The sequence below is a fragment of the Burkholderia sp. R-40 genome (genome assembly GCF_049942845.1).
In the GTDB taxonomy this organism is placed as follows: domain Bacteria; phylum Pseudomonadota; class Gammaproteobacteria; order Burkholderiales; family Burkholderiaceae; genus Burkholderia; species Burkholderia ambifaria.
The window spans coordinates 229,713-253,090 of the sequence record NZ_CP187969.1 but is presented as its reverse complement, the minus strand read 5'-3'; the positions used below and the strand labels follow the sequence as shown (position 1 = coordinate 253,090).

The window sequence follows — 23,378 nt, the reverse complement described above, 5'->3', positions numbered from 1 at the left end:
ATTCGCCGGGAAAAGCGATGATTTCTGACCAGGATGGTGAGTTTGGCTCACAGAACGTCCGTGCCGCTCTGCCGTCGCTGATGGCGCTGCGCTGCTTCGAAGCGGCGGCGCGCCACGAGCATTTCAGCCGTGCCGCCGACGAACTGCACGTGACGCATGGCGCGGTCAGTCGTGCGGTGCGTCTGCTCGAAGACGACCTGGGTGTGGCGTTGTTCGAGCGGCGCAGTCGTCGCGTGTTCCTGACCGACGCGGGCCGCAAGCTCGCGCAGGCCGTTCATGACGGCCTGCACCTGATGAGGCGGGCCGCGCATGAGGTGCGGACCGACGCGGCCCGTGCGCAGCGTTGGGTGCTGTCGTGCGAACCCACGCTGCTGATGCGCTGGCTGATTCCGCGCTGGCCGGACTTCCAGGCGGCATACCCGGGCGTCGAGATTCATCTCGCGGCGGCGGGCGGCCCGTTCTCGTTCGACGACGGCATCGACATGGCGATTCGCCGGGATGACTTTACGTGGCCCGCCGGCTATCACGCGGCGAGACTGTTCGCGGAGAAGGTCGGTCCGGTATGCCGGCCCGACAAGGTAGATCCGTGGTTTTCCGACAGTCGCGACGGCCGCGCGTTGAAGCGGGCCGCGCCGCGACTGCACACACGCACGCGGCCGGACGCATGGAAGGAATGGGCGGCGGCCGCGCATCAACCGGCGGGCAGCGGGCGCGGCCAGATGTTCGACCATTTCTATTTCAGCCTTCAAGCGGCCGTCGCGGGGCTGGGTGTCGCGATCGGCCCGTGGCATCTCGTTCGCGACGATCTCGAAAGCGGGGTGCTGGTCGCGCCGATGGGTTTCGTCGAGGACGGCTCGCATTATTGTCTGCTGACGCCGGAGCCGGTGAAGGACGGAAGCGCGCAGTCGATTCTGCTCGACTGGCTGAGGACGATGGTCTGACGCGTGAGCCGGATCGCTGCGCGACGTCGGCGACATCCAAAAAAAATGGCGCCGCAGGCATTCAGCCGGCGGCGCCATTGCGTGTCGCTGCGGCGGGCACAACCCGCCGCAACTCGACCGCATGCTTAGATCTGCACGGTGTCGGCGACTTCCTTGAAGTCTTCGATCTGGTCGAAGTTCATGTACTTGTAGATCTTGTCGCCGTCCGCGGTGAGCACGCCCATGTCGGCCATGTACTCTTCCTTGGTCGGGATCCGGCCCAGACGCGAGCAGATCGCCGCCAGTTCCGCCGAGCCGAGGTACACGTTCGTGTTCTTGCCCAGGCGGTTCGGGAAGTTGCGGGTCGACGTCGACATCACCGTCGCGCCTTCGCGCACCTGTGCCTGGTTGCCCATGCACAGCGAGCAGCCCGGCATTTCGGTGCGGGCGCCGGCCGTGCCGAACACGCCGTAGTGACCTTCTTCGGTCAACTGCTTCTGGTCCATCTTGGTCGGCGGGGCGACCCACAGCTTGACCGGGATGTCGCGCTTGCCTTCCAGCAGCTTCGACGCCGCACGGAAGTGACCGATGTTGGTCATGCACGAGCCGATGAACACTTCGTCGATCTTGGCGCCTGCGACGTCGGACAGCGTCTTCACGTCGTCCGGGTCGTTCGGGCATGCAACGATCGGCTCGTGGATGTCGGCCAGGTCGATCTCGATGACGGCCGCGTATTCGGCGTCGGCATCCGGCGACAGCAGTTGCGGGTCTGCCAGCCACTGCTCCATCGCCGCGATACGGCGCTGCAGGCTGCGCGGATCCTGATAGCCCTGCGCGATCATCCACTTCAGCAGCGTGATGTTGCTGTTCAGGTACTCGATGATCGGTTCCTTGTTCAGGTGCACCGAGCAACCGGCCGCCGAACGCTCGGCCGACGCATCCGACAGCTCGAACGCTTGCTCGACCTTCAGGTCGGGCAGGCCTTCGATCTCGAGAATGCGGCCCGAGAAGATGTTCTTCTTGCCTTGCTTGGCGACCGTCAGCATGCCCTGCTTGATCGCGTACAGCGGAATCGCGTTGACCAGGTCACGCAGCGTGACGCCCGGCTGCATCTTGCCCTTGAAGCGGACCAGCACCGATTCCGGCATGTCCAGCGGCATCGTGCCGGTGGCGGCCGCGAACGCGACCAGGCCCGAGCCTGCCGGGAAGCTGATGCCGATCGGGAAGCGCGTGTGCGAGTCGCCGCCGGTGCCGACGGTGTCGGGCAGCAGCATGCGGTTCAGCCACGAGTGGATCACGCCGTCGCCCGGGCGCAGCGCGATGCCGCCACGCGTGCTGATGAAGTTCGGCAGCGTCTGGTGCGTCTTCACGTCCACCGGCTTCGGATAGGCGGCGGTGTGGCAGAACGACTGCATCACGAGGTCGGCCGAGAAGCCGAGGCACGCCAGATCCTTCAGTTCGTCGCGGGTCATCGGGCCCGTGGTGTCCTGCGAGCCGACCGAGGTCATCTTCGGTTCGCAGTACGTGCCCGGACGCACGCCCTGGCCTTCCGGCAGACCGCATGCGCGGCCGACCATCTTCTGCGCGAGCGAGAAGCCCTTGCCGCTGTCGGCCGGCTGGTGCGGCAGGCGGAACAGCGTCGACGGTGCGAGGCCCAGCGCTTCACGCGCCTTCGCGGTCAGGCCGCGGCCGATGATCAGCGGAATGCGGCCGCCGGCGCGCACTTCGTCGAACAGCACGTCGGACTTGACCTGGAATTCGGCGATCACGTTGCCGTCCTTCAGCGCCTTGCCTTCGTACGGGCGCAGTTCGACCACGTCGCCCATTTCCATCTGCGACACGTCGAGTTCGATCGGCAGCGCGCCGGCGTCTTCCATCGTGTTGTAGAAGATCGGGGCGATCTTGCCGCCGAGGCACACGCCGCCGAAACGCTTGTTCGGGACGAACGGGATGTCTTCGCCGGTGAACCACAGCACCGAGTTGGTGGCCGACTTGCGCGAGGAGCCGGTGCCGACCACGTCGCCGACGTAGGCGACCAGGTGACCCTTTTCCTTCAGCGATTCGATGAACTTGACCGGGCCGCGCTTGCCGTCTTCTTCCGGCGTGATGCCGGGGCGGGCGTTCTTCAGCATCGCGAGCGCGTGCATCGGGATGTCCGGGCGGGTAGTGGCGTCCGGCGCCGGCGACAGGTCGTCGGTGTTGGTTTCGCCCGTGACCTTGAACACGGTGATGGTCAGGCTTTCCGGCACTTCCGGACGGCTCGTGAACCATTCGGCGTCGGCCCAGCTCTGCAGCACGGCTTTCGCGTGGGCGTTGCCCTTGTCGGCGAGTTCCTTCACGTCATGGAACTGGTCGAACATCAGCAGGGTTTTCTTCAGCGCGTCGGCCGCGACGGCCGCGACGGCGTCGTCGGACAGCAGCTCGATCAGCGGCTGGATGTTGTAGCCGCCGAGCATCGTGCCGAGCAGTTCGGTCGCGCGCTCGCGCGAGATCAGCGGGCAGGCCGTCTCGCCCTTCGCGACGGCGGCCAGGAAGCCGGCCTTCACGCGGGCGGCTTCGTCGACGCCGGCGGGGACGCGGTAGGTGATCAGGTCGACTAGCGTCTGCTCTTCGCCCGCGGGCGGGTTCGCCAGCAGTTCCACCAGCTCGGCGGTTTGCTGAGCCGTCAGCGGCAGAGGGGGGATACCGAGCGCGGCGCGGGCGGCCACGTGAGCACGAAAGTTTTCAAGCATGGGGGACCTGCTGAGATTGCGTTTCAGGGGAAGGGCTTTCCAGGCATGCCGAGGCTGCTGTTCCGGACACTGCTTCACTGCTTTCGACGGGATTCTAATCGCAATACGGTCAGGCGTCAAATGTCTTATGTCTTATATAAGAGTTGGGGTTTGAGGCTTCCTGTTGGCGGGTCGCGGCGCGGCGGTTGAGCGGAAGCCGACCGCGGCGCGAACCCCCCGAAGGCATTCATTCCGGGGTAGGCGCGGAATCAGGCCCCACTTGCATCTGCGCGAGGCTGCGGCTTCCACGTGTGGCGCATCGTTCAGTGCACTGAACCGGTGCTGGGCGTCGTGTCAGAGCGGCTTGGAGATGCAACTACGATCACCCCGACCGTTTGCCGATCGCTCGCGCTGGATGAAAAATCGATGCACGATATCAGCGGCCGGCATGGTCACGGCAGCGCCGACGTGGTGAGGAAGGCTTTTACGCGCCGCTTCGGCGTGCGTCCCACCGAAGATGCGCGGCATCTCGCCGAACGAACGGCGCCGAAGCACGAAGCGTCACCGTGACCGTCACGACGTGAAAACCCGTGGAGGAGCGACAGATGAAAATCATCACCGGTCCGCTGAGCATGTTCGGCGCGAAGGTCGAGATCGCGGCGCACGAGAAGGGCATCGCCTTCGAGCGCGTGCTGGTGCCGTTCAGCCAGCCGCGCGGCTACGACCCGAAGCATCCGGACGTCCTGCGCATCAACCCGAAGCGCCAGGTGCCGGTGCTGATCGACGGCGAGCTGGAGATTTTCGATTCCACGCAGATCTTCGAATATCTCGAGGACGTGAAGCCCGATCCCGCGTTATGGCCGGCGCAGCCGAAGGCTCGTGCCGTCGCGCGTCAGCTTGAGCACTGCAGCGACGAGATCTATTTTCCGCACGTCATCCGGCTGATGGGCCTCGAAGCGACGCCGGAGCATCCCGACGCGCAGGCCGCACGCGACGCAGCGCGGCAATACTATCGACGCATGGAAGGCGTGCTGTCAGACCGGGAATATTTGGCGGAAACCTATTCCTACGCGGACATCGCGTTCTACATGGCGCAGTTGTTCGGCGCGCGCAAGGGCGCGCCGATGACGGCCGAGACGCCGCATCTGCTCGCGTGGCGCGAACGGATGACCGCGCGTCCGGCCGTGCGGAAAGTGGTCGGCGCGATGGCGGGCTATCTCGCTTCGATCGATCATCCGATTCCGGACTTTCTTCGCGGGCTCGCCTAGCCATCCGTTTCGCATCGAGCGGCGACGATTTGCCGAGCGGTGATCGCCGCTCGATGCGAACGGATTACCCGCCCGTCACCGGCGGAAAGAACGCCACCTCGCTATCCTCGCGCACGACGAACCCGCCCGTCACCATCTCGAGATTCACGGCCGCCCGCACCGGCCGCTCCATTCGTAGCGCTTCTCCGCTACGCGCGTCGCGTGCGGCGAGCGTGCCGCGCAGCGCGTCGACTGTGAGCTCATCCGCATCGATCTCGACGACTTCCTCGTCGGTATGCAGTTGTTCGCGAATGCTCGCAAAATATTTGATCGTCAGTTTCATCGCGATGTCCCGGGCGAAATCAGTGAAATCGGCGAAATCGTCGAAATCGGAAAAGGCATGGCCGGCACGTTCATCCCCATCGCCGCATCGCCTGGTCGTCATGCGCCTTCGGCTCGACCCAGCCGGACACGCCGTCGTGCCGGATCTCCTTCTTCCAGAACGGCGCGTGCGTCTTCACGAAGTCCATGATGAACTCGCACGCGTCGAACGCCGATGCGCGATGCGCGGCGGCGACCACGACGATCACGACCGGCTGGCCGAGCGGAATCCGCCCGACGCGATGCACGATCCTGACCGCTTCGAGCTGCCAGCGCGCGCCGGCTTCCTCGACGATGCTCCATAGCGCCTGCTCGGTCATCGTCGGATAGTGCTCGACTTCGAGCGCGATCACGTCGTCGACGTCGCCTTCGTTGCGCACGACGCCGAGGAAATTCACGACCGCACCGACATTCGGATTGCGAACGATCGGCGCGATCTCGGCGCCGGCGTCGATCGCCGCGTATTGCACCCGCACCTCGAAGCCGGCGGCAATCGCCGGCGGCGGTTCGGTGTGCAGCGCGGATGGCTCGGGATGGCTGTCGTCACGCGACGGATCGTCGGGTGGCGCGCCACGGGATTCGGTGAAACTCGTCATGACGGGGTTCTCCTGTAAGCGGTGCGCGGCGCTACGCGCGGCAGCCGTCAGCCGCCGACGAGCGACATGCGCACGGTCGGATAGGTTTTGCCCGACGGCCGCGCCGCACGCGTCGCCCGCCGCTCGGAATAGCGGTCGTCGCGCTGCATCCAGCGCGCGCGCACGGCGTCGGCGAGCTGGCCGGTCGATGCGTTGTCGTCGAGCCACGGCCGCAGATCGGTGCCCTGCGTGGCGAACAGGCACGTATAGAGCTGGCCGTCGGCCGACACGCGGGCGCGCGAGCACGTGCCGCAGAACGGATGCGACACGCTCGCGATGAAGCCGACCTCGCCCGCGCCGTCGATGTGCCGGCAGCGGATCGCGGTGGCGTCGTGCCCCGGTTCGCCGACGAGCACGAGCGGATAGCTTGCTTCGATCAGCTCGCGCATCCGCGCGGCCGGCACGACCTTGTCGCCGGACCACGCGCTCGCGCCGCCGACGTCCATGTATTCGATGAAGCGCACGGCCACGCCGCTATGCCGGAAGTGGCGCACGAGCAGCAAGATCTGGTCGTCGTTCGCGCCGCGCTCGATCACCGCGTTGACCTTCACCGGCGCGAGCCCGGCTGCCTGCGCGGCCTCGATGCCGGCCAGTACGCGCGCGACGGGCACGTCGGCATCGCTCATCCGGCGGAACACGGCATCGTCGATCGCGTCGAGGCTCACCGTCACGCGCGACAAGCCGGCATCGCGCAGCGAGCGGGCCTTGGCGGCGAGCAGCGAACCGTTGGTCGTCAGCGCGATTTCGACGGGTTTGCCGTCGAGAGTGGTCAGGGTCGCGAGCCGTTCGATCAGCGCCTCGAGGTTGCGGCGCAGCAGTGGTTCGCCGCCGGTGAGTCGGATCTTTTCGACGCCGAGCGAGATGAACGCGCGGGCGATCTTCTCGAGTTGCGCGAACGACAGCCGCTCGGACGACGGCATGAACGCATAGTCGGGCCCGAAGCTGTCGCGCGGCATGCAGTAGCCGCAACGGAAATTGCACTGGTCGATGACGGACAGCCGCAGATCGCGCAGCGGCCGCGCGAGCGTGTCGAGCGGGCGGGAGAAGGCGCCGGGCGATGCGCCGCCGGAGGCGGCGGCGGCCGGCGCGGAAACGATGGCATTCACGATCGGTTCGTCGGCCTGCATGAAGTGAGCGGAACGGCGTCGCCGAGCGGCCGCGTGTGCGCCGACGTATCGGCGCACAGGTCGTGACGAGCGTCATCGTGAGGATAGTCCGCCGGACTTTTCCGGCAGAGGCACAATCCCGCCCGAAATGCAGGAATACAGTTCGCGATCCTGCATGCTCGAAAGGTGGACATCGCGCGCATGCTCATGCTCACGCGAGCCAGTGCGCGAAATCGTAATACGGCACCGCGTCGCCGCGTGCGATGCGTCGACCGGCCGGCAGCCGCGCGAGCCCGCTCGCCTGCACGAGCGATTGCAGCGTGCCGGCGCCTTGCTGCCGCAGCGTGTCGAGCACGGGTGCGCCGTGGGCGTCGATGGTGCGGCGCACGCGCACGAAGCGTTCGCGCTGCGCATCGGGCTCGACGTCGATATCGATCGGCAGCGACGGCACGGCCGGCACGCAGTCGTCGCGCCCCTGCAGGCGGCGGATCAGCGGCGCGACGAACAGCGCGAACGCGGTCATCGCGGCGCCCGGATTGCCGGGCAGCAGCACGACGGGCCGTTCGTCGAGGCGCGCGAGCGCGACGGGCTTGCCGGGCTTCATCCGCACCCCGGAGACCACGAACGACGCGCCGAGCGCGGTCAGCGCGGGGCGCAGCAGGTCCTTGTCGCCGACCGATGCGCCGCCGACGCACACGATCACATCGCAGCGCGCGGCCAGCGTGCGCAATGCCTGATCGACGGCGGCCGCGGTGTCGGCGGCATGCTCGCTCGCGGCGACGATGGCACCGGTTCCCGCCACCAGCGCGGCGAGCATCGGCGCGTTGCTGTTGTAAATCTGCTGCGGCGCGCGTGGCTGGCCGCACGGGACGAGTTCGTCGCCGGTCGTGAGGATGCCGACCCGCAGCGGCGGCCGCACATCGATGTGCGCGCAACCCTGCGCGGCGGCCACGCCGACGTGCATCGCGCCGAGCCGCACGCCGGCCGGTATCAGCAGGTCGCCCGCGCGCACTTCCTCGCCGCGGCGGCGGATATGCGATCCGGCGCGCTGCGGCGCGTCGAACGCGACCCAGCCGTCCTGCTCGTGCGCGTGCTCCTGCATCACGACGGTGTCGGCGCCGGCCGGAATCAGGCTGCCGGTGAAGATTCGCGCGGCCGTGCGCGGGGCCAGCGGCGACGGTGCGTCGCCCGCATAGCAGCGCTGCGCGACGCGCAACGGCTCGCCGTGCGCGAGGTCCGCGTGCCGGACCGCATAGCCGTCCATCGCGCTCTGGTCGGCGGGCGGCTGGTCGAGCACGGCGGCGAGCGGCGTGGCGAGCACGTGGCCGGCCGCTTGCGCGACCAGAATGGAGACGGCCGCAGGCGGCGGTGCGAACGCGCCGGCGAAGTGCCGTTGGGCGGTATCGAAATCGGTCAGGGGTGTCATCGAGCGGTGAGCGCATGCGGTTGCGCATGCGTGGGTTCGGGTAACGGGAGCGCGTCGGGCGACACGTATTCGACGAAGCCGTCGTTGCGGCAGAAGCCGAGCAGCCGCACGCCGGCTTCGCGGGCGACGTCGATCGCGAGCGACGTCGGCGCGGAGATCGTCGCGATCATCGGGATGCCGACGCGTGCCGCCTTGCGCACGAGCTCGTAGCTCGCGCGGCTCGACAGGAACACGAAGCCCGCGCGAAGGTCGGCACGGCGCCGCGCGAGGCGGCCGATCAGCTTGTCGAGCGCATTGTGGCGGCCGACGTCCTCGAAGACTTCCAGCACGGTGCCGTCGCGCTCGCACCAGGCGGCCGCATGGATGCCGCCCGTCGCACGCATCAGCGGCTGCCGCGCCGGCAACGCGCGGGCGGCGCGCGCGACGGCGTCGGCACCGATGCCGGCCGCCGCGCCCGCGGCCGCGATGCGGGGCGGATGCAGGTCGAGCTGCGCGATGCTTTCGATCCCGCAGACGCCGCAGCCGGTGCGGCCGGCCAGCGCGCGCCGGTGCGCCTTCAGCGCCATGAACGCCTGCTGCGACACGGTGAGCCGCACTTCGGCGCTGCCGGGCCGGCATTCGATTTCGATGTCGAAGACGTCGGACGCGCGCTCGACGATCCCTTCGCTCAGCGCGAAGCCGAGGCCGAACGTGTCGAGGTCGATCGGCGTCGCCATCATCACGGTGTGCGCGATGCCGTTGAACACGAGGGCAACCGGCGTCTCGTCGACGACGCGATCGACGGCGCCCAGCGCGTCGCCGGCACGATGACGCGTCACATGACACGCGCGGCTGCCGGCCGGATCGTCGGGGCGGTCGCTGGGCTCCATGCGGTTTTCTCCAGGGGGAAATCGGGAATCGGCCGGCGCGGGCGCCGGGCGACGGAAACGGCTTCTGCGAAGGGCGGTGCGCGGCGTCGCGCCGGCTCGCCACGGGCAGGCTTCGAGCCGATGGTACGGGCGTTCGGCCCGGGCGCGGATGCACAGCGTGGCGATGCGGAAAGCAGTACAGCTGACGGCCGCCCGGCCCCGAAACGGGTTTTCCGTACACACATCTTTGGACCGGGGGAAAGCACAGTTTCAGCGCACGTTCGCGCGATTGCGAGTATCGTCCGAAACGCGATATCGTCATTCACGCTTCGTTGCCGTGCACCGCGATCCGTTCCAGGTGGCGCGTGCCGTCGCGAAGCCGTCGCGCGATTTCCTGCTTCGAGCTGACGTCCTCACAACCACGAGCAAATTACGGTCATGGAAATCTTCGATGCGTTCCATCTCGCACGATTGCAATTCGCGTTCACGGTGTCGTTCCACATCGTGTTTCCGGCGATCAGCATCGGCATGGCGAGCTTTCTGGCGGTGCTGGAATGGCGCTATCTCGTCACCGGCGACGCCGCCTATAAATCGATGTTCCAGTTCTGGTCGAAGATCTTCGCGATCGGCTTCGGGATGGGCGTCGTCTCCGGCGTCGTGATGGCCTACGAGTTCGGCACGAACTGGGCGGGCTTCTCGCGCGTCGCGGGCAACATCACCGGCCCGCTGCTCACTTACGAAGTCCTGACGGCCTTCTTCCTCGAAGCCGGCTTCCTCGGCGTGATGCTGTTCGGCTGGCAGCGCGTCAGCCCGCGTGCGCACTTCTTCGCGACGCTGATGGTCGCGGTCGGCACACTGATCTCGACGTTCTGGATTCTCGCGTCGAACAGCTTCATGCAGACGCCGCAGGGCTACAAGATCGAGAACGGCCTCGTCGTGCCGGTCGACTGGTTCGAGATCATCTTCAACCCGTCGTTCCCGTATCGCCTCGTGCACATGACGATCGCGGCGTTCATCGTCGCCGCGCTGGTCGTCGCCGCGACGGGCGCATGGCACCTGCTGAAGGGCCGCCGCGACAAGGGCGTGAAGAAGATGTTCTCGATGGCGCTGTGGCTGCTGCTGGTGCTCGCGCCGCTGCAGGCCGTGATCGGCGACCAGCACGGCATCAACACGCTGAAGCACCAGCCCGCGAAGATCGCCGCGATCGAAGGGCTGTGGGAAACCGAACAGGGCGGCACCGCGCTCAACCTGTTCGGCCTGCCCGACATGCAGGCAGAAACGACGCGCTATGCGATCCAGGTGCCGCACCTCGGCAGCCTGATCCTCACGCACAGCTGGGACGGCGAGATTCGCGGGCTGAAGGAATTCCCGCCACAGGATCGTCCGTATTCGCCGATCGTGTTCTGGACCTTCCGGATCATGGTCGGCCTCGGGCTTGCTGATGATCGGCCACGCCGTGCTCGGTTTGCTGCTGCGCAAGGGCGGGCGCCTGTATGAAACGCGCTGGTTCCAGTGGTTCGTCGTGTGCATGGGGCCGACCGGTTTCGTGTCGCTGCTCGCGGGCTGGATCACGACCGAGGTCGGGCGGCAGCCGTGGACCGTGTACGGCGTGCTGCGCACCGTTGATTCGGTCGCGCCGCTCAGCGCGCAGCAGGTCGGCGTCTCGCTGCTGATTTTCGTGGTCGTGTATTTCCTGGTGTTCGGCACCGGCATGTACTACATGTTGAAGCTGATGAAGCGCGGGCCGAGCCCCACATGACGCGTATCACGACCGGCACCGGCATCCGGGGCTGCGCAAGAGCGCGCTGTCCACGCCGCTGAACGTCACCGAAGCGGAGTAAGCCATGCAAATCGATCTTCCTGTCGTGTGGGCCGCGATCATCGGCCTCGGCGTGTTCATCTACGTGATGCTGGACGGCTTCGACCTCGGCATCGGCCTGCTGTTTCCGTTCTTCGACGCGAAGGCCGAGCGGCAGGTGATGCTCGACACCGTCGCGCCGGTGTGGGACGGCAACGAGACCTTTCTCGTGCTCGGCGGTGCGGGCCTGTACGGCGCGTTCCCGGTCGTCTACTCGACGCTGCTGCCGGCGAACTACCTGCCGCTGATCCTGATGGTGGTCGGGCTGATCTTCCGCGGCGCCGCGTTCGAGTTGCGCGCGAAGGCGAACCGCACGCAGCACCTGTGGGATCTCGCGTTCATCGGCGGTTCCGCGCTTGCCGCGTTCTTCCAGGGGATCGTGCTCGGTTCGCTGCTGCAGGGCATCCGGATCGTGGACCACCAGTTCGCGGGCGGGCCGTTCGACTGGCTGTCGCCGTTCAGCCTGTTCTGCGGGATCGGCGTGCTCGTCACCTATGCGACGCTCGGCTGCGGCTGGCTGATCCTGAAAGTCGACGGCGAACTGCAGCGCAAGATGCGCGTGCTGATGAAGCCGCTCGCGGGCGTGCTGCTCGCCGTAATGGGCGTGGTCAGCCTGTGGACCGTGATCGGGCTGCCGGCGGTCGCGCACCGCTGGTTCGGCAGCGGCTACCTCGGCTGGTTCCTGCCGGTGCCGATCCTCGTCGCCGCGTGCGTGTGGGGCATCTTCCACACGGTGAAGCGCCAGCACGAGGCGACGCCGTTCCTGCTGACGCTCGCGCTCGTGTTCCTCGGCTACACCGGGCTCGTGATCAGCATCTGGCCGAACATCGTGCCGCCGTCGCTGACGATCTGGGAGGCGTCGTCGAGCCATTCGAGCCAGCTGTTCGCGCTCATCGGCACGGTGATCGTGCTGCCGGTCATTCTCGTGTACAACGCGCTGCAGTACCGCGTGTTCCGCGGCAAGGTGCGCGAGGGCGACATCGGCTATCACTGAGCGATGCACCCGGTATCGCTCCGATAGCGGCCCGCCACGCGCGGGCCGTCGCACATCGGGCGCCGGCGCCGGCATCACGTATTTCCTTGGCAGTCGAGACCACACCATGATCGTCAGACCACGACAAAACTGGCTCAGGATGCTGTTCGTATGGAACGGCTCCGTGCTGCAGTCGATCATTCCGCAACTTGTGTTCATGGCAATCGTCAGCACGCTGGCGGTCTTCACGAACGGGCGCATCTTCGGCGAGAAGATCCCGCTGAACACCGCGCCATTCACGCTGTTCGGGCTCGCGCTCGCGATCTTCCTCGCCTTTCGCAACAACGCGAGCTTCGAGCGCTTCAAGGAGGCGCGGCTTCTGTGGGGCAACCTGCTGATCGCGGCGCGCACCGTCACGTCGCAATTGCACCGCTACCTGCCCGACAGCGTCGGCGACGCGGAGCGCAACCGGCTCGCCGATCTGCTGATCGCGTTCACGTATGCGCTGAAACATCAGCTGCGTCATACCGATGCGACGCAAGACCTGCAGCGCATCCTCGGCGCCGAGCGTGCCGCCGCGTTCGCGCACAAGTGCTACCAGCCCGTCGCGATTCTCGATGAACTCCGGGGCGGGATCGTTCGTGCGCTGGGCCGCGCGGCCGGCCACGACGCGACGTGCTGGATGTTCGATGCGCAACTGGTTGAGCTGGGCCGGGCGGTGGGCGGCTGCGAGCGGATCCTCACCACGCCGATTCCGTTTTCGTACAGCGTGCTGCTGCACCGCACCGTCTATGCTTATTGTGTGCTGCTGCCGTTCGGTCTCGTCGATTCGACGGAGTTCTTCACGCCGCTGATCTGCGTATTCATCTCGTACACGCTGATCGCGCTCGAAGCGATCGCGAACGAGGTGGCCGAGCCGTTCGGTCTCGCACCGAACGCGCTGGCGCTCGACGCGATGGCACGCACGATCGAACGGTCGGTGCTGGAGCTTGGCGATCGCGCGATGCCCGAGGAATTCGTGCCGGCGTCGACGTATCAGATTACGTGAGCGGCGCGGCGTGGCTCGGCACGCGGCGGCTCGCACGATCAGGAGAGCGTGTCATGCGTATCTACGTGACGAGCATCTTTGTCGACGATCAGGACAAGGCACTCGCGTTTTACACCGACATCCTCGGCTTCCGGCTGAAGAACAACGTGCCGGTGGGCGAGTACCGCTGGCTGACGGTCGTGTCGAAGGATCAGCCCGATGGCACCGAGCTGATGCTCGAGCCGAGCCATCATCGCGCGGTCGCGCCTTACCGTCAGGCGCTTTACGAGGACGGCATTCCGGCGGCGTCGTTCCAGGTCGACGATCTCGACGCGGAGTTCGCGCGGCTCGATGCGCTCGGCGTGCGCTTCACGCTGGCGCCGATCGACGCGGGCCCCGTGCGGATCGCGGTGCTCGACGATACGTGCGGGAATCTCGTGCAGCTCATGCAGATGAAGTGACGCACGGGAGGCGCGGATATCGGCACGCCGCGACCAGCGGCGCGTTCTGCATGCGGCGCTGGAGTACCAGCGCCCGCCGCCGTCACCGCTCAATCGAAATACGTGAGCCCCATCGCGCCTTTCACCTCCGCCAGCGTTGCGCCGGCCACCTCGCGCGCGTGCAGCGTGCCGCGCTTCAGGATCGCCATCACCTCGGCCTTGTCCGCCTCGAATTCGTGGCGGCGCGCACGGATCGGCTCGATCAGCGCCTGCAGCCGCTCGTTCAGCACGCGCTTCACGACGCTGTCGCCGAGGCCGCCGCGGCGATAGTGCGCCTTCAGTTCGTCGACCTTCGACACGTCGGGTTCGAATGCGTCGAGGAATGTGAACACGACGTTGCCCTCGACCTGACCGGGATCGCTGACGCGCAGGTGGTTCGGGTCCGTGTACATGTCCTTCACGGCCTGCGCTATCTCGTCGGGCGTCGAGCCGAGCGTGATCGCGTTACCGAGCGACTTGCTCATCTTCGCCTTGCCGTCGATGCCGGGCAGCCGCGTGACCGCCGACAACACGGCCTCGCATTCGACCAGCACCGGCTTGTCGACCGTCGCGTTGAAGCGGCGCACGAGTTCGTTGGTTTGCTCGATCATCGGCAACTGGTCGTCGCCGACGGGCACGTGCGTCGCCTTGAACGCGGTGATGTCGGCCGCCTGGCTGACGGGGTAGGTCAGGAAGCCGGCAGGGATGTCGCGTTCGAAGCCGCGCAGGCGGATCTCTTCCTTGATGGTCGGGTTGCGCTCGAGGCGCGCGACCGTGACGAGGTTCAGCAGGTATTGCGACAGCTCGGCGAGCTCGGGCACCTGCGACTGGACGACGATCGTCGAGATCGCCGGGTCGATGCCGACGGCCAGGTAGTCGAGCGCGACCTCGATCACGTTCTCGGTGACGCGCTGGCGGCGGCCCATGTTGTCGGTCAGCGCCTGCGTGTCGGCGAGCAGCAGGAACTGCGTCGCCTCGTGCTGCATCTGCACGCGCGCGCGCAGCGAGCCGATGTAGTGGCCGAGATGTAGCGGGCCGGTCGTGCGGTCGCCGGTGAGGATGGTCGGTCGGGTCGGGTGCGTCATGGTAGGGGTTGGCTCCGGGTTATCGAAGCCACCAGCCATGACGTGGGCGTAGAAACGACAATGCCGCCATGGCTGGCGGCATCACGTTCGGGACATGCAAAAGGAAACAGGCCGCCTGGGTCAGGCGCGCCACCAGCGATGCACGTTCGGCGAGGCAGGTTTGATTTCCATTGCGCGAGTATAGCGCAGGGCGCGGTCCGCCGTGCGCGTCAGCGGATCACCGACTCCATCGCGAGGTAGGCGGTTTCGGCGGATGGCCACAGCAGGTACAGCAGGCCGGCCATCAACAGCAGCGCGCCTGCGCGTACCATCGGCGTTCGGTCTTTCCCGCTCAGGGTCATGATGTGCTGCTTCAGTTTCTTCATGCTTGCAGGCGCGACGTGCGCCACTCCAACGGTTGCTGCAACGGCGCCGGATGGGGCGGCGCCGAGATGCTACGGGGTTCAACGAGAGGCCGGGCCGGCGATTCGGCGCGGCAAGAGGCGCGCGCGGGGGATCGAAAAAGGGAACGATCAGGCGTCCCTGGGCGCATCGCATAGACGACGCGCATCGTACCAGTTCGGGCGCGGGAGGACAGTCAACAATTGTCGCGTGATGGTCGGATCAAGGGTCATCGCCTAAAATCGGCGCAGCGCTGGCGAGGTGCTTTTTCGGTTCGCCGCCATTGCCGACGGCCGGTGAAATTACCCGGAACAAGGGCTTGCCGTCCGGGCTTTTGTATCCGCATCCGTGGTGCGCACGCCAGCAGTGCGTTCATTTTTCAGGTATTCGATATCGTGCGAACTCAATTGCGTCCGATCGCCACCGACCGTATCGGCTTGATCCGATGGGCTTCCGTTTTTCTGCTCGTCGGGTGTGCGGCCTGCTCGCGGAACGATTCGCTCCCCCGCAACATGTCGCTGACTGCCTTCAACCCGCATCGAGCCGCATTCGAGTGCAAGCATGAAGCCGACGTTATTCCGTCGATCGATCAGGAGGCGGATCGATGGAACCGGCAAGCGATGGCGCTCACCAGTTCGCTGCTGTGGCCGAACCAGCGCGACTACAAGGGCGCTGTCGATCTCTGGACGAAGGCCGCCGAGCGCAAACACTGGAAGGCGATGTTGAATCTGGCGAATGCGTACGCTCAGGGCGATGGCGTGGAGCGTGATTCGGAACGTGCCGTGCAGATTGTCGAGCAGGCAATGAAACTCGGCGTACCTGCGGCCTATGACCTGATGGGCACGTATTACATGAACGGGACGGGCGTGAAGCAGGACGCGAGCCGCGCGTATGCGTTCTGGCAACTCGCTGCCGATACGGGCAACCCGAATGCGATGGCATATCTGGGCGGCAAGATGGATGCGGTGTATGACGATCCCAAAGCGGGCTTCTGGGGTAATCGCAAGATTGCGCTTCAGATGCTCGAGTGTGGATTTGCGCAGGGGAACGGGCCCGCGGCATACGCGCTGGGAACGACGATCGTAGGCGATCGCGCCGAATTGGGCGAGAACAACGAACGCGCGCTCAAAATCCTGCATGCGGGTGTGAAATTCGGCAGCGCCCAGAGTGCCGGATGGTTGAGTGCCTCGTTTGGCAAGGGTGATGCGCTGGTTGGTCATGTGAAGGATGAAGCACGTGCCGAGCGCTACATCATTCTCGCCGACCGTCTCGAGCGCGATCCGGACCTGCGTCTGCCGAACCTGGACAAGGTTGTGCCGCTGCCGCCGGCCAGACTGCCGAAGTGGAATGGCGACAAGAAGACGTTGATCGATGCGGCGCAACCTCTGACGTCGGTTTCGCCCGCACCTCCTACCTCCGTCGGGCATCGTGCCGCCGACCACGCGCAGCCACAGGGATAGCCCTGACCGGTGACCCGGGCGCTGCGCCGTATGCCCGGTCCACTGGCCGTCCTCACCACCCCCAGCTTTTTTCTCGTCAACAACGACAAAAATGATCGTTTCGCCCTAGGCAGCCTGTCAGCAGAATGTCTCCATTCCCCCTCGCGCGACGACCCGAGCATCGCAGCGAGCCGCACTTCAAGGAGACAGCCGTGGCAGTGGAAACAACCTCAATCGATACGCTGGTCGTCGGTGCCGGCCAGGCCGGCGTGGCCATGAGCGAGCACCTGGGCAAGCTCGGCGTGCCGCATCTCGTGCTGGAGCGCGACCGCATCGCCGAGCGCTGGCGCACCGGGCGCTGGGATTCGCTGGTCGCGAACGGCCCCGCGTGGCACGACCGCTTTCCGGGGCTCGAATTCGACGGCCTCGATCCCGATGCGTTCGCAACGAAAGACCAGGTCGCCGATTACTTCGAAGCCTATGCGCGCAAGTTCGGCGCGCCGATCCGCACGGGCGTCGCAGTGAAACAGATCGTGCGCAACGCAGGCAAGCCGGGCTTCATCGTCGAAACCTCGGACGGCACGATCGAGGCGAACCGCGTAGTCGTCGCGACGGGGCCGTTCCAGCGTCCGGTCATCCCGCCGATCGCGCCGGACGACGCCGGCCTCGTGCAGATCCATTCCGCCGACTATCGCAACCCGGCGCAATTGCCGGACGGCGCGGTGCTGGTGGTCGGCGCGGGTTCGTCGGGCGTGCAGATCGCCGACGAACTGCAGCGCGCGGGCCTGCAGGTCTACCTGTCGGTCGGCCCGCACGATCGTCCGCCGCGCGCCTATCGCGGCCGCGACTTCTGCTGGTGGCTCGGCGTGCTCGGCGAATGGGACAAGGAAGTCGCGACACCCGGCCGCGAACACGTGACGATCGCGGTGAGCGGCGCGCGCGGCGGCCACACGGTCGATTTCCGCGCCCTCGCGCACCAGGGCGTGACGCTCGTGGGGCTGACGAAGGCATTCGACGGCGGCGTCGCGACGTTCGAAAGCGATCTCGCGAGCAATCTCGCTCGCGGTGACGAGAACTACCTGTCGCTGCTCGACGCGGCCGACGCCTATGCGGCGCGCAACGGCCTCGACCTGCCCGAGGAACCGGAAGCACGCCGCATCCTGCCGAATCCGGACTGCGTCACGCAGCCGATCCTCGCGCTCGACCTGGCCGCCGCAGGCGTCACGTCGATCGTCTGGGCGACGGGCTACGCGCTCGACTACAGCTGGCTGAACGTCGACGCGTTCGCCGCGAACGGCAAGCCGCAGCATCAGCGCGGCGTGTCGAAGGAGCCGGGCATCTATTTCCTCGGACTGCCGTGGCTGTCGCGACGCGGCTCCAGCTTCATCTGGGGCGTGTGGCACGACGCGAAACACATCGCCGACCACATCGTCACGCAGCGCAAGTACCTCGACTATCACGACGCGTCGCAACGCCGCGCGCAAACGCGCCCCGGGCACGGCGACACGGCCCGCACCGCGCAGGCCGACGCGCGCCCGCTGGTCGACGCGATCGGCTGATACCGATTCGGCATTCGGCATCCGCGCCGCTACCCGCACCCGCGAACACTTATCAGCACCCGCCGCACCGCGATCGTGACCGTTTCCGGCGCGCCGGGCGCACACACCGACCTTCGAAGGACCTCGATGAGCCAGCCTACCCATACCCGTATCCGCATGTTCAACACGAAGGATACCTACCCGAACCAGACGCTCGACAACGACCTGTGCCAGGCCGTGCGCGCCGGCAACACTGTCTACGTGCGCGGCCAGGTCGGCACCGATTTCGACGGGAACCTGGTCGGCCTCGGCGATCCGCGCGCCCAGGCCGAGCAGGCGATGAAGAACGTGAAGCAGCTGCTCGAGGAAGCCGGCAGCGACATCACGCATATCGTGAAGACGACGACCTACCTGATCGACCCGCGCTATCGCGAGCCGGTGTACCAGGAAGTCGGCAAGTGGCTGAAGGGCGTCTATCCGATCTCGACGGGGCTCGTCGTCTCGGCGCTCGGACAGCCGCAGTGGCTGATGGAGATCGACGTGATCGCGGTAACCCCGGACAACTGGCAGCCGAACCGCGCCTAGGAGGCGACATGACTTTCTCCATCGTCGGGCGCTGCCCGGAAACGGGCCAGCTCGGGATCGCGATCAGCTCGTCGAGCATCGCGGTGGGGGCGCGCTGCCCGTGGGTGCGGGCGGGCGTCGGCGCGGTCGCGACGCAGAACATCACGCTGCCGGCGCTCGGCCCGCAGATCCTCGACCTGATCGAGCACCAGCAGCTCGCGCCCGCCGCCGCGCTCGACCGCGCGCTCAGCGCGAACGGCTGGAGCCAGTACCGGCAGGTCACGGTGATCGACGGGCAGGGGCAGACGGCGTGCTTCACCGGCAAGGAGGCGCTCGGCACGCACCATGCGGTGCGGGGCGAGCAATGCGTGGCAGCCGGCAATCTGCTGGCCGCGCCGGCCGTGATCGACGCGATGGCGCGCGCGTTCGAGCAGGCGCCCGGGCTGCTGGCCGATCGCCTGCTGGCCGCGATGCACGCGGCGATGGCGGCGGGCGGCGAGGCGGGGCCGGTGCATTCGGCCGCGCTGAAGGTGGCCGGCGACGTGACCTGGCCGATCGTCGACCTGCGCGTCGACTGGGCCGATGCCGATCCGATCGGGCAGCTGGACGCGCTGTGGCAGACCTATCGCCCGCAGATGCAGGATTACCAGACGCGCGCGCTGAACCCGACCGCCGCGCCGAGCTACGGAGTGCCGGGCGATGAATGACACGTCGAGCCGCGCATTGCTCGAGCGGCTGATCGGCTTCGCGACGGTCAGCCGCGATTCGAACCTCGCGATGATCGATTTCATCCGCGACTACCTCGACGGCTTCGGCGTGTCGAGCGAGCTGTTCTACAACGCGGAGCGCACGAAGGCGAGCCTGTACGCGACGATCGGGCCGCGCGATCGCGGCGGCATCGCGCTGTCGGGCCATACCGACGTGGTGCCGGTCGACGGACAGGCGTGGACGGTCGAGCCGTTCCGGCTGACCGAGCGCGACGGCCGGCTGTACGGGCGCGGCACGGCCGACATGAAAGGCTTCATCGCGTCGGTGCTCGCGGCCGTGCCGGTGTTCGTCTCGCGGCCGTTGAGCCTGCCCGTGCACCTCGCGTTCTCGTACGACGAGGAAGTCGGTTGTCTGGGCGTGCGGCCGATGCTCGACGCACTGGCGACGCGCGAGCACCGGCCGCGCCTGTGCCTGATCGGCGAGCCGACCGAACTGAAGCCGGTGCTCGGTCACAAGGGCAAGCTCGCGATGCGCTGCCACGTGAAGGGCGCCGCGTGCCACTCGGCGTATGCGCCGCTCGGCGTCAACGCGATCGACTACGCGGCGAAGCTGATCGGCCGCCTCGGCGAGATCGGCGCGTCGCTCGCGCGGCCGGAGCATCACGACAGCCGCTTCGATCCGCCGTTCTCGACCGTGCAGACCGGATTGATCAAGGGCGGCCGCGCGTTGAATATCGTGCCGGCCGAATGCGAGTTCAATTTCGAGGTGCGGGCGCTGCCGGCGTTCGATGCGCACGACGTGCCGAGGAAGCTGCAGGATTATGCGGAATCCGAACTGTTACCGAGGATGCGCGCGGTGCAGCCCGATACCGACATCCGTCTGCAGCCGCTCGGCGCGTATCCGGGGCTCGCGACTTCGCCGGACAGCGAAGCCGCGCGGCTGCTCGCGATGCTGACCGGCTCCGACGCGTTCGGCACCGTCGCATTCGGCACCGAGGGCGGGCTGTTCGGACAGGCCGGCATTCCGACGGTGGTGTGCGGGCCGGGCAGCATGGACCAGGGGCACAAGCCCGACGAGTTCGTCACGCTCGAACAGCTGCACGGTTGCGACGCGATGCTCGGCCGTCTCGCGACGTATCTCGCGTCGGCCGGTTAATCCGGCTGATCCGGCCGTCCAGCAGCATGCCGCACGCGGCCGTTCCGCGGCGCGTGCGGTTCTTTCGTTGCTATCGCGCCGATTCCGCGACGATCTGCGCCAGCCGTTCGCGGCAGAACTCGACGAACGACTGCGCCTGCTTCGTGAGCTGCCCGCGCTTTAGCCGCGCGCTCACGAGCCCCGACGGGCTCACCGTTTCGCTCAGGCCGATCGTCACGACGCGCCGGCCGTCGTACGTGTATTCGGAATGCGGCCGCGTGACGAGCAGCGAGAAGCCGAACCCCTGGCCGACCATCCCGCGCACCATCTCGATCGACGGCGAAGCGAACACGATGTTCGGCGTGAGCCCCAGCTCGTGAAACAGGCTGACGAAGTACGTGCGGCTCGGCAGCACGTCGAGCAGGATCATCGGCTCGACGCTGAGCTCGTGCAGCGATACGTGCGACTGGCCCGCGAACCGGTGGTTCTCCGGCAGCAGCACGTACGGCTGCTGCGCCGGCATCAGCGGTTCGGTCTCGATCGTGCCGTCGAGGTCGTGGTCGTAGAGGAACGCGAGATCGAAGGTGCCGGCCGTGAGGCCCTGCACGAGCTCCTGCTGGTCGCCGTCGCGCAGCCGGATGTTGACGCCCGGATAGCGTTCGCGAAAGCCCGCGATCAACTGCGGCAGGTAGAGCGGCGCGACGGTCTCGAAGCAGCCGATGTCGATCTGCCCGCTGATCACGTCGTTGTCGGCGAGCGCGTTCTGCTCGAACTCGTGCGCGATGCGCAGCAGCTCCTGCGCCTTCCGGTAGAAACGCGTGCCGCTCGGCGTGAGCGACACGCCCTGCGCGTGGTGACGGATGAACAGCTTCACGCCGAAGCTTTCCTCGAGCCCCTTGATCGCGCTGGAGATCGACGGCTGCGCGATGAAGAGCTGGCGCGACGCCTCGGCGACGCTGCCGGATTCGACCGTCGTCACGAAATATTTCAGTTGCCGCAAAGTGTAGTGAGCCACGAGCACCTCTGATGCCGGCCCCGCGCGCGTGCCGCCGCGGGGCGTGTTCTGTCCGCTGTTTTGCGTAGCACCTTACCCGAAGACGCCCGACGCCGGAATTTCCGCTGCAGAGCTTTTTCGTATGTCCCGAAAATATTTTTAGTATTTTCCGGTCGCCGCATGCGTGGCGCACCATCGTCTGCAATCCGGATCGCGACAAAAGCGCGCATGCGCCGGCGGGGCACGGCATCCGCCTCCGCCCGCATGCGGCAAACCGTTGCCCGCGTATCCGGACCCGATTGCAGGCGCGCGCATCGTCGCGCGCCGGCGGAAACGGCACGCGCGCCTCGCCGCGCAGGACAGGAGACTTAGCCATGACGACCGCGGATCGCAACGCGTCCCCCATGATAGAGAAACACACGATCGGCTACGTGCCGCCCGCAGACCGCCACGGCAAGGTGCGCGACCTGTTCACGCTCTGGTTCGGCGGCAACATCGCGCCGCTGCCGATCGTGACCGGCGCGCTCGGCGTGCAGATCTTTCACCTGAACCTGATGTGGGGGATCGTCGCGATCGTCGTCGGCCAGGCGGTCGGCGGCGTGCTGATGGCGCTGCATTCCGCGCAGGGGCCGCAGATGGGTATTCCGCAGATGATCCAGAGCCGCGCGCAGTTCGGCTCGTGGGGCGCGCTGCTCGTCACGGTGATCGCGGCGGTGATGTACGTCGGCTTCTTCGCATCGAACATCGTGCTGGCCGGCAAGTCGGTGCACGGCATCGCGTCGTCGGTGCCGGTGCCGGTGGGCATCGTGATCGGCGCGGTGGGCTCGGGGCTGATCGGGATCGTCGGCTACCGGTTCATCCACATCCTGAACCGGATCGGCACGTGGGTGCTCGGCATCGGCATTCTCGTCGGCTTCTGGATGATCCTGTCGAACGTAAGCACTACCGATTTCCTCACGCGCGGCGGCTTCGACTTCGCGGGGTGGCTCGCGACGGTGTCGCTGTCCGCGCTGTGGCAGATCGCGTTCGCGCCGTACGTGTCGGACTATTCGCGCTACCTGCCGGAAGACGTCGGCGTCGCGTCGACGTTCTGGGCGACCTATCTCGGCTGCACGATCGGTTCGACGCTCGCGTTCATCTTCGGGGCGGTCGCGGTGCTCGCGGTGCCGGCCGGCGCGGACACGATGGACGCGGTCAAGCAGGCGACGGGCCCGCTCGGCCCGCTGATGCTGCTGCTGTTCCTGTTGAGCGTGATCAGCCACAACGCGCTGAACCTGTACGGAGCGGTGCTCGCGGTCATCACGTCGGTGCAGACCTTCGCATACCGATGGATTCCGACCGCGAAGACGCGCGCGGTGGTGTCGGTGGTGATCTTCGTCGCGTGCTGCTATGCGGCGATCGGCGCGTCGACCAACTTCGTCGGCAATCTCGTCGATCTCGTGCTCGCGCTGCTCGTCGTGCTGGTGCCGTGGACGGCGATCAACCTGATCGACTTCTACGTGATCCACAAGGGCAAGTACGACATCCAGTCGATCTTCATGGCGGACGGCGGCGTGTACGGCCGTTTCAATCCGCAGGCGCTGCTCGCGTATGCGATCGGGATCGCCGTGCAGATTCCGTTCATGAACACGCCGATGTATGCGGGGCCGATTCCCGCGCATCTCGGCGGCGCCGACCTGTCGTGGCTCGTCGGGCTGGTGCTGACGTCACCGCTGTACTACTGGCTCGCGACGCGCGATAGCGCGTACCGGCGCCGACAGACGGGCGCGCAACTGCCGTCGTCGGCGGCGCGGTAAGCGGATCGTCGTTCGACGCGATCAAGAAAAGCGGCCGCCGCATCGGTAGCGATGCGGCGGCCGCGAGAGGAGAGGGAGGGGCGATGCGCGGGCGTGTCCTATCGCGCCGTGCATCGCCAGCCTGCCGG

21 protein-coding genes and 1 pseudogene are annotated in these 23,378 nt (G+C 66.9%); 13 read left to right on the top strand and 9 right to left on the bottom strand.

The genetic code is table 11. The annotated features are described in order from the left end of the window. The first annotated feature begins 17 nt into the window (after positions 1-17). Positions 18-941 (top strand): LysR family transcriptional regulator, encoded by a 924-nt coding sequence (locus ACP26O_RS29930; RefSeq protein WP_175664652.1) that lies wholly within the window; start codon positions 18-20, stop codon positions 939-941. A gap of 125 nt (positions 942-1,066) precedes the next feature. On the opposite strand, the gene acnB is transcribed toward ACP26O_RS29930, so the two are convergent. Next, positions 1,067-3,652 (bottom strand): bifunctional aconitate hydratase 2/2-methylisocitrate dehydratase, encoded by a 2,586-nt coding sequence (acnB, locus tag ACP26O_RS29925; RefSeq protein ID WP_175664653.1) that lies wholly within the window; start codon positions 3,650-3,652, stop codon positions 1,067-1,069. 288 nt (positions 3,653-3,940) lie between these two features. Between acnB and ACP26O_RS29920 the strand changes: the two genes are divergently transcribed. After that, a complete protein-coding gene (locus tag ACP26O_RS29920) occupies positions 3,941-4,201 on the top strand; it encodes a hypothetical protein (RefSeq protein WP_175664654.1) in 261 nt (86 codons plus the stop codon). Between the two features lie 35 nt (positions 4,202-4,236). Continuing rightward, entirely contained in the window at positions 4,237-4,899 is a 663-nt protein-coding gene (locus ACP26O_RS29915) for a glutathione S-transferase family protein (RefSeq protein WP_175664655.1), read from the top strand. Between the two features lie 64 nt (positions 4,900-4,963). Here ACP26O_RS29915 and moaD read toward each other — a convergent pair whose 3' ends face one another. The 5 genes from moaD to fdhD form a co-directional block, all read right to left on the bottom strand. Then, positions 4,964-5,221, bottom strand: coding sequence for a molybdopterin converting factor subunit 1 (gene moaD, locus ACP26O_RS29910; protein ID WP_175664656.1), 258 nt, complete (start codon positions 5,219-5,221; stop codon positions 4,964-4,966). 70 nt (positions 5,222-5,291) lie between these two features. Next, positions 5,292-5,855, bottom strand: a complete 564-nt coding sequence (locus tag ACP26O_RS29905) for a molybdenum cofactor biosynthesis protein MoaE (protein WP_175661167.1) — start codon at positions 5,853-5,855, stop codon at positions 5,292-5,294. A 47-nt stretch (positions 5,856-5,902) separates the two neighbouring features. Next, positions 5,903-7,021, bottom strand: coding sequence for a GTP 3',8-cyclase MoaA (moaA, locus tag ACP26O_RS29900; RefSeq protein ID WP_175664657.1), 1,119 nt, complete (start codon positions 7,019-7,021; stop codon positions 5,903-5,905). A 190-nt stretch (positions 7,022-7,211) separates the two neighbouring features. Beyond that, positions 7,212-8,426, bottom strand: a complete 1,215-nt coding sequence (glp, locus tag ACP26O_RS29895; protein WP_175664658.1) for a molybdopterin molybdotransferase MoeA — start codon at positions 8,424-8,426, stop codon at positions 7,212-7,214. After that, on the bottom strand, positions 8,423-9,295 hold the full coding sequence (fdhD, locus tag ACP26O_RS29890; protein ID WP_175664659.1) for a formate dehydrogenase accessory sulfurtransferase FdhD: 873 nt from the start codon (positions 9,293-9,295) through the stop codon (positions 8,423-8,425). Before fdhD ends, glp begins: the two co-directional genes overlap by 4 nt. A gap of 417 nt (positions 9,296-9,712) precedes the next feature. Between fdhD and ACP26O_RS29885 the strand changes: the two are divergent. The 4 genes and pseudogenes from ACP26O_RS29885 (at position 9,713) to ACP26O_RS29870 (ending at position 13,593) form a co-directional block, all read left to right on the top strand. Continuing rightward, a pseudogene (locus ACP26O_RS29885) lies at positions 9,713-11,115 on the top strand (cytochrome ubiquinol oxidase subunit I). Positions 11,116-11,118: 3 nt separating this feature from the next. Further along, positions 11,119-12,126, top strand: coding sequence for a cytochrome d ubiquinol oxidase subunit II (gene cydB / locus ACP26O_RS29880; RefSeq protein ID WP_426356435.1), 1,008 nt, complete (start codon positions 11,119-11,121; stop codon positions 12,124-12,126). 106 nt (positions 12,127-12,232) lie between these two features. Continuing rightward, positions 12,233-13,153 (top strand): bestrophin family protein, encoded by a 921-nt coding sequence (locus ACP26O_RS29875; protein WP_175679587.1) that lies wholly within the window; start codon positions 12,233-12,235, stop codon positions 13,151-13,153. A 53-nt stretch (positions 13,154-13,206) separates the two neighbouring features. Beyond that, the gene (locus tag ACP26O_RS29870) at positions 13,207-13,593 is read left to right on the top strand and encodes a VOC family protein (RefSeq protein ID WP_175664662.1); all 387 of its coding nucleotides are present in this window, start codon (positions 13,207-13,209) and stop codon (positions 13,591-13,593) included. 89 nt (positions 13,594-13,682) lie between these two features. On the opposite strand, the gene trpS is transcribed toward ACP26O_RS29870, so the two are convergent. Next, positions 13,683-14,696 carry a tryptophan--tRNA ligase gene (gene trpS, locus ACP26O_RS29865; RefSeq protein ID WP_175664663.1) on the bottom strand — a complete coding sequence of 338 codons (1,014 nt, stop codon included), beginning with the start codon at positions 14,694-14,696 and terminating at the stop codon, positions 13,683-13,685. 209 nt (positions 14,697-14,905) lie between these two features. Next, positions 14,906-15,061, bottom strand: a complete 156-nt coding sequence (locus ACP26O_RS29860; protein ID WP_006753127.1) for a hypothetical protein — start codon at positions 15,059-15,061, stop codon at positions 14,906-14,908. A 312-nt stretch (positions 15,062-15,373) separates the two neighbouring features. Between ACP26O_RS29860 and ACP26O_RS29855 the strand changes: the two genes are divergently transcribed. The 5 genes from ACP26O_RS29855 to argE all read left to right on the top strand — a co-directional run bounded on the left by ACP26O_RS29855 (position 15,374) and on the right by argE (position 20,481). Continuing rightward, positions 15,374-16,537: an SEL1-like repeat protein gene (locus tag ACP26O_RS29855; protein ID WP_244099013.1), complete on the top strand. Its 1,164-nt coding sequence runs from the start codon at positions 15,374-15,376 to the stop codon at positions 16,535-16,537. Positions 16,538-16,728: 191 nt separating this feature from the next. Next, positions 16,729-18,075 (top strand): flavin-containing monooxygenase, encoded by a 1,347-nt coding sequence (locus ACP26O_RS29850; protein ID WP_175664664.1) that lies wholly within the window; start codon positions 16,729-16,731, stop codon positions 18,073-18,075. Positions 18,076-18,201: 126 nt separating this feature from the next. Continuing rightward, the gene (locus ACP26O_RS29845; protein WP_426356434.1) at positions 18,202-18,639 is read left to right on the top strand and encodes a RidA family protein; all 438 of its coding nucleotides are present in this window, start codon (positions 18,202-18,204) and stop codon (positions 18,637-18,639) included. Positions 18,640-18,647: 8 nt separating this feature from the next. Then, entirely contained in the window at positions 18,648-19,325 is a 678-nt protein-coding gene (locus ACP26O_RS29840; protein ID WP_175664665.1) for a DUF1028 domain-containing protein, read from the top strand. Continuing rightward, a complete protein-coding gene (gene argE, locus ACP26O_RS29835) occupies positions 19,318-20,481 on the top strand; it encodes an acetylornithine deacetylase (RefSeq protein ID WP_175664666.1) in 1,164 nt (387 codons plus the stop codon). Before ACP26O_RS29840 ends, argE begins: the two co-directional genes overlap by 8 nt. Positions 20,482-20,551: 70 nt before the next feature. On the opposite strand, the gene ACP26O_RS29830 is transcribed toward argE, so the two are convergent. Continuing rightward, the gene (locus tag ACP26O_RS29830; RefSeq protein WP_012372721.1) at positions 20,552-21,475 is read right to left on the bottom strand and encodes a LysR substrate-binding domain-containing protein; all 924 of its coding nucleotides are present in this window, start codon (positions 21,473-21,475) and stop codon (positions 20,552-20,554) included. A 353-nt stretch (positions 21,476-21,828) separates the two neighbouring features. Between ACP26O_RS29830 and ACP26O_RS29825 the strand changes: the two genes are divergently transcribed. Continuing rightward, entirely contained in the window at positions 21,829-23,250 is a 1,422-nt protein-coding gene (locus tag ACP26O_RS29825) for a purine-cytosine permease family protein (RefSeq protein WP_105832362.1), read from the top strand. Positions 23,251-23,378: the final 128 nt, after the last annotated feature.

Bases quoted from the DNA above. Each gene is read 5' to 3' on its own strand.
- trpS (WP_175664663.1), bottom strand. From the start codon at position 14,696: ATGACGCACCCGACCCGACCGACCATCCTCACCGGCGACCGCACGACC.
- ACP26O_RS29825 (WP_105832362.1), top strand. From the start codon at position 21,829: ATGACGACCGCGGATCGCAACGCGTCCCCCATGATAGAGAAACACACG.
- moaA (WP_175664657.1), bottom strand. From the start codon at position 7,021: ATGCAGGCCGACGAACCGATCGTGAATGCCATCGTTTCCGCGCCGGCC.
- ACP26O_RS29845 (WP_426356434.1), top strand. From the start codon at position 18,202: ATGAGCCAGCCTACCCATACCCGTATCCGCATGTTCAACACGAAGGAT.
- ACP26O_RS29915 (WP_175664655.1), top strand. From the start codon at position 4,237: ATGAAAATCATCACCGGTCCGCTGAGCATGTTCGGCGCGAAGGTCGAG.
- ACP26O_RS29905 (WP_175661167.1), bottom strand. From the start codon at position 5,855: ATGACGAGTTTCACCGAATCCCGTGGCGCGCCACCCGACGATCCGTCG.
- cydB (WP_426356435.1), top strand. From the start codon at position 11,119: ATGCAAATCGATCTTCCTGTCGTGTGGGCCGCGATCATCGGCCTCGGC.
- fdhD (WP_175664659.1), bottom strand. From the start codon at position 9,295: ATGGAGCCCAGCGACCGCCCCGACGATCCGGCCGGCAGCCGCGCGTGT.
- ACP26O_RS29875 (WP_175679587.1), top strand. From the start codon at position 12,233: ATGATCGTCAGACCACGACAAAACTGGCTCAGGATGCTGTTCGTATGG.
- ACP26O_RS29860 (WP_006753127.1), bottom strand. From the start codon at position 15,061: ATGAAGAAACTGAAGCAGCACATCATGACCCTGAGCGGGAAAGACCGA.
- ACP26O_RS29930 (WP_175664652.1), top strand. From the start codon at position 18: ATGATTTCTGACCAGGATGGTGAGTTTGGCTCACAGAACGTCCGTGCC.
- argE (WP_175664666.1), top strand. From the start codon at position 19,318: ATGAATGACACGTCGAGCCGCGCATTGCTCGAGCGGCTGATCGGCTTC.
- glp (WP_175664658.1), bottom strand. From the start codon at position 8,426: ATGACACCCCTGACCGATTTCGATACCGCCCAACGGCACTTCGCCGGC.
- ACP26O_RS29840 (WP_175664665.1), top strand. From the start codon at position 18,648: ATGACTTTCTCCATCGTCGGGCGCTGCCCGGAAACGGGCCAGCTCGGG.
- ACP26O_RS29870 (WP_175664662.1), top strand. From the start codon at position 13,207: ATGCGTATCTACGTGACGAGCATCTTTGTCGACGATCAGGACAAGGCA.
- moaD (WP_175664656.1), bottom strand. From the start codon at position 5,221: ATGAAACTGACGATCAAATATTTTGCGAGCATTCGCGAACAACTGCAT.
- acnB (WP_175664653.1), bottom strand. From the start codon at position 3,652: ATGCTTGAAAACTTTCGTGCTCACGTGGCCGCCCGCGCCGCGCTCGGT.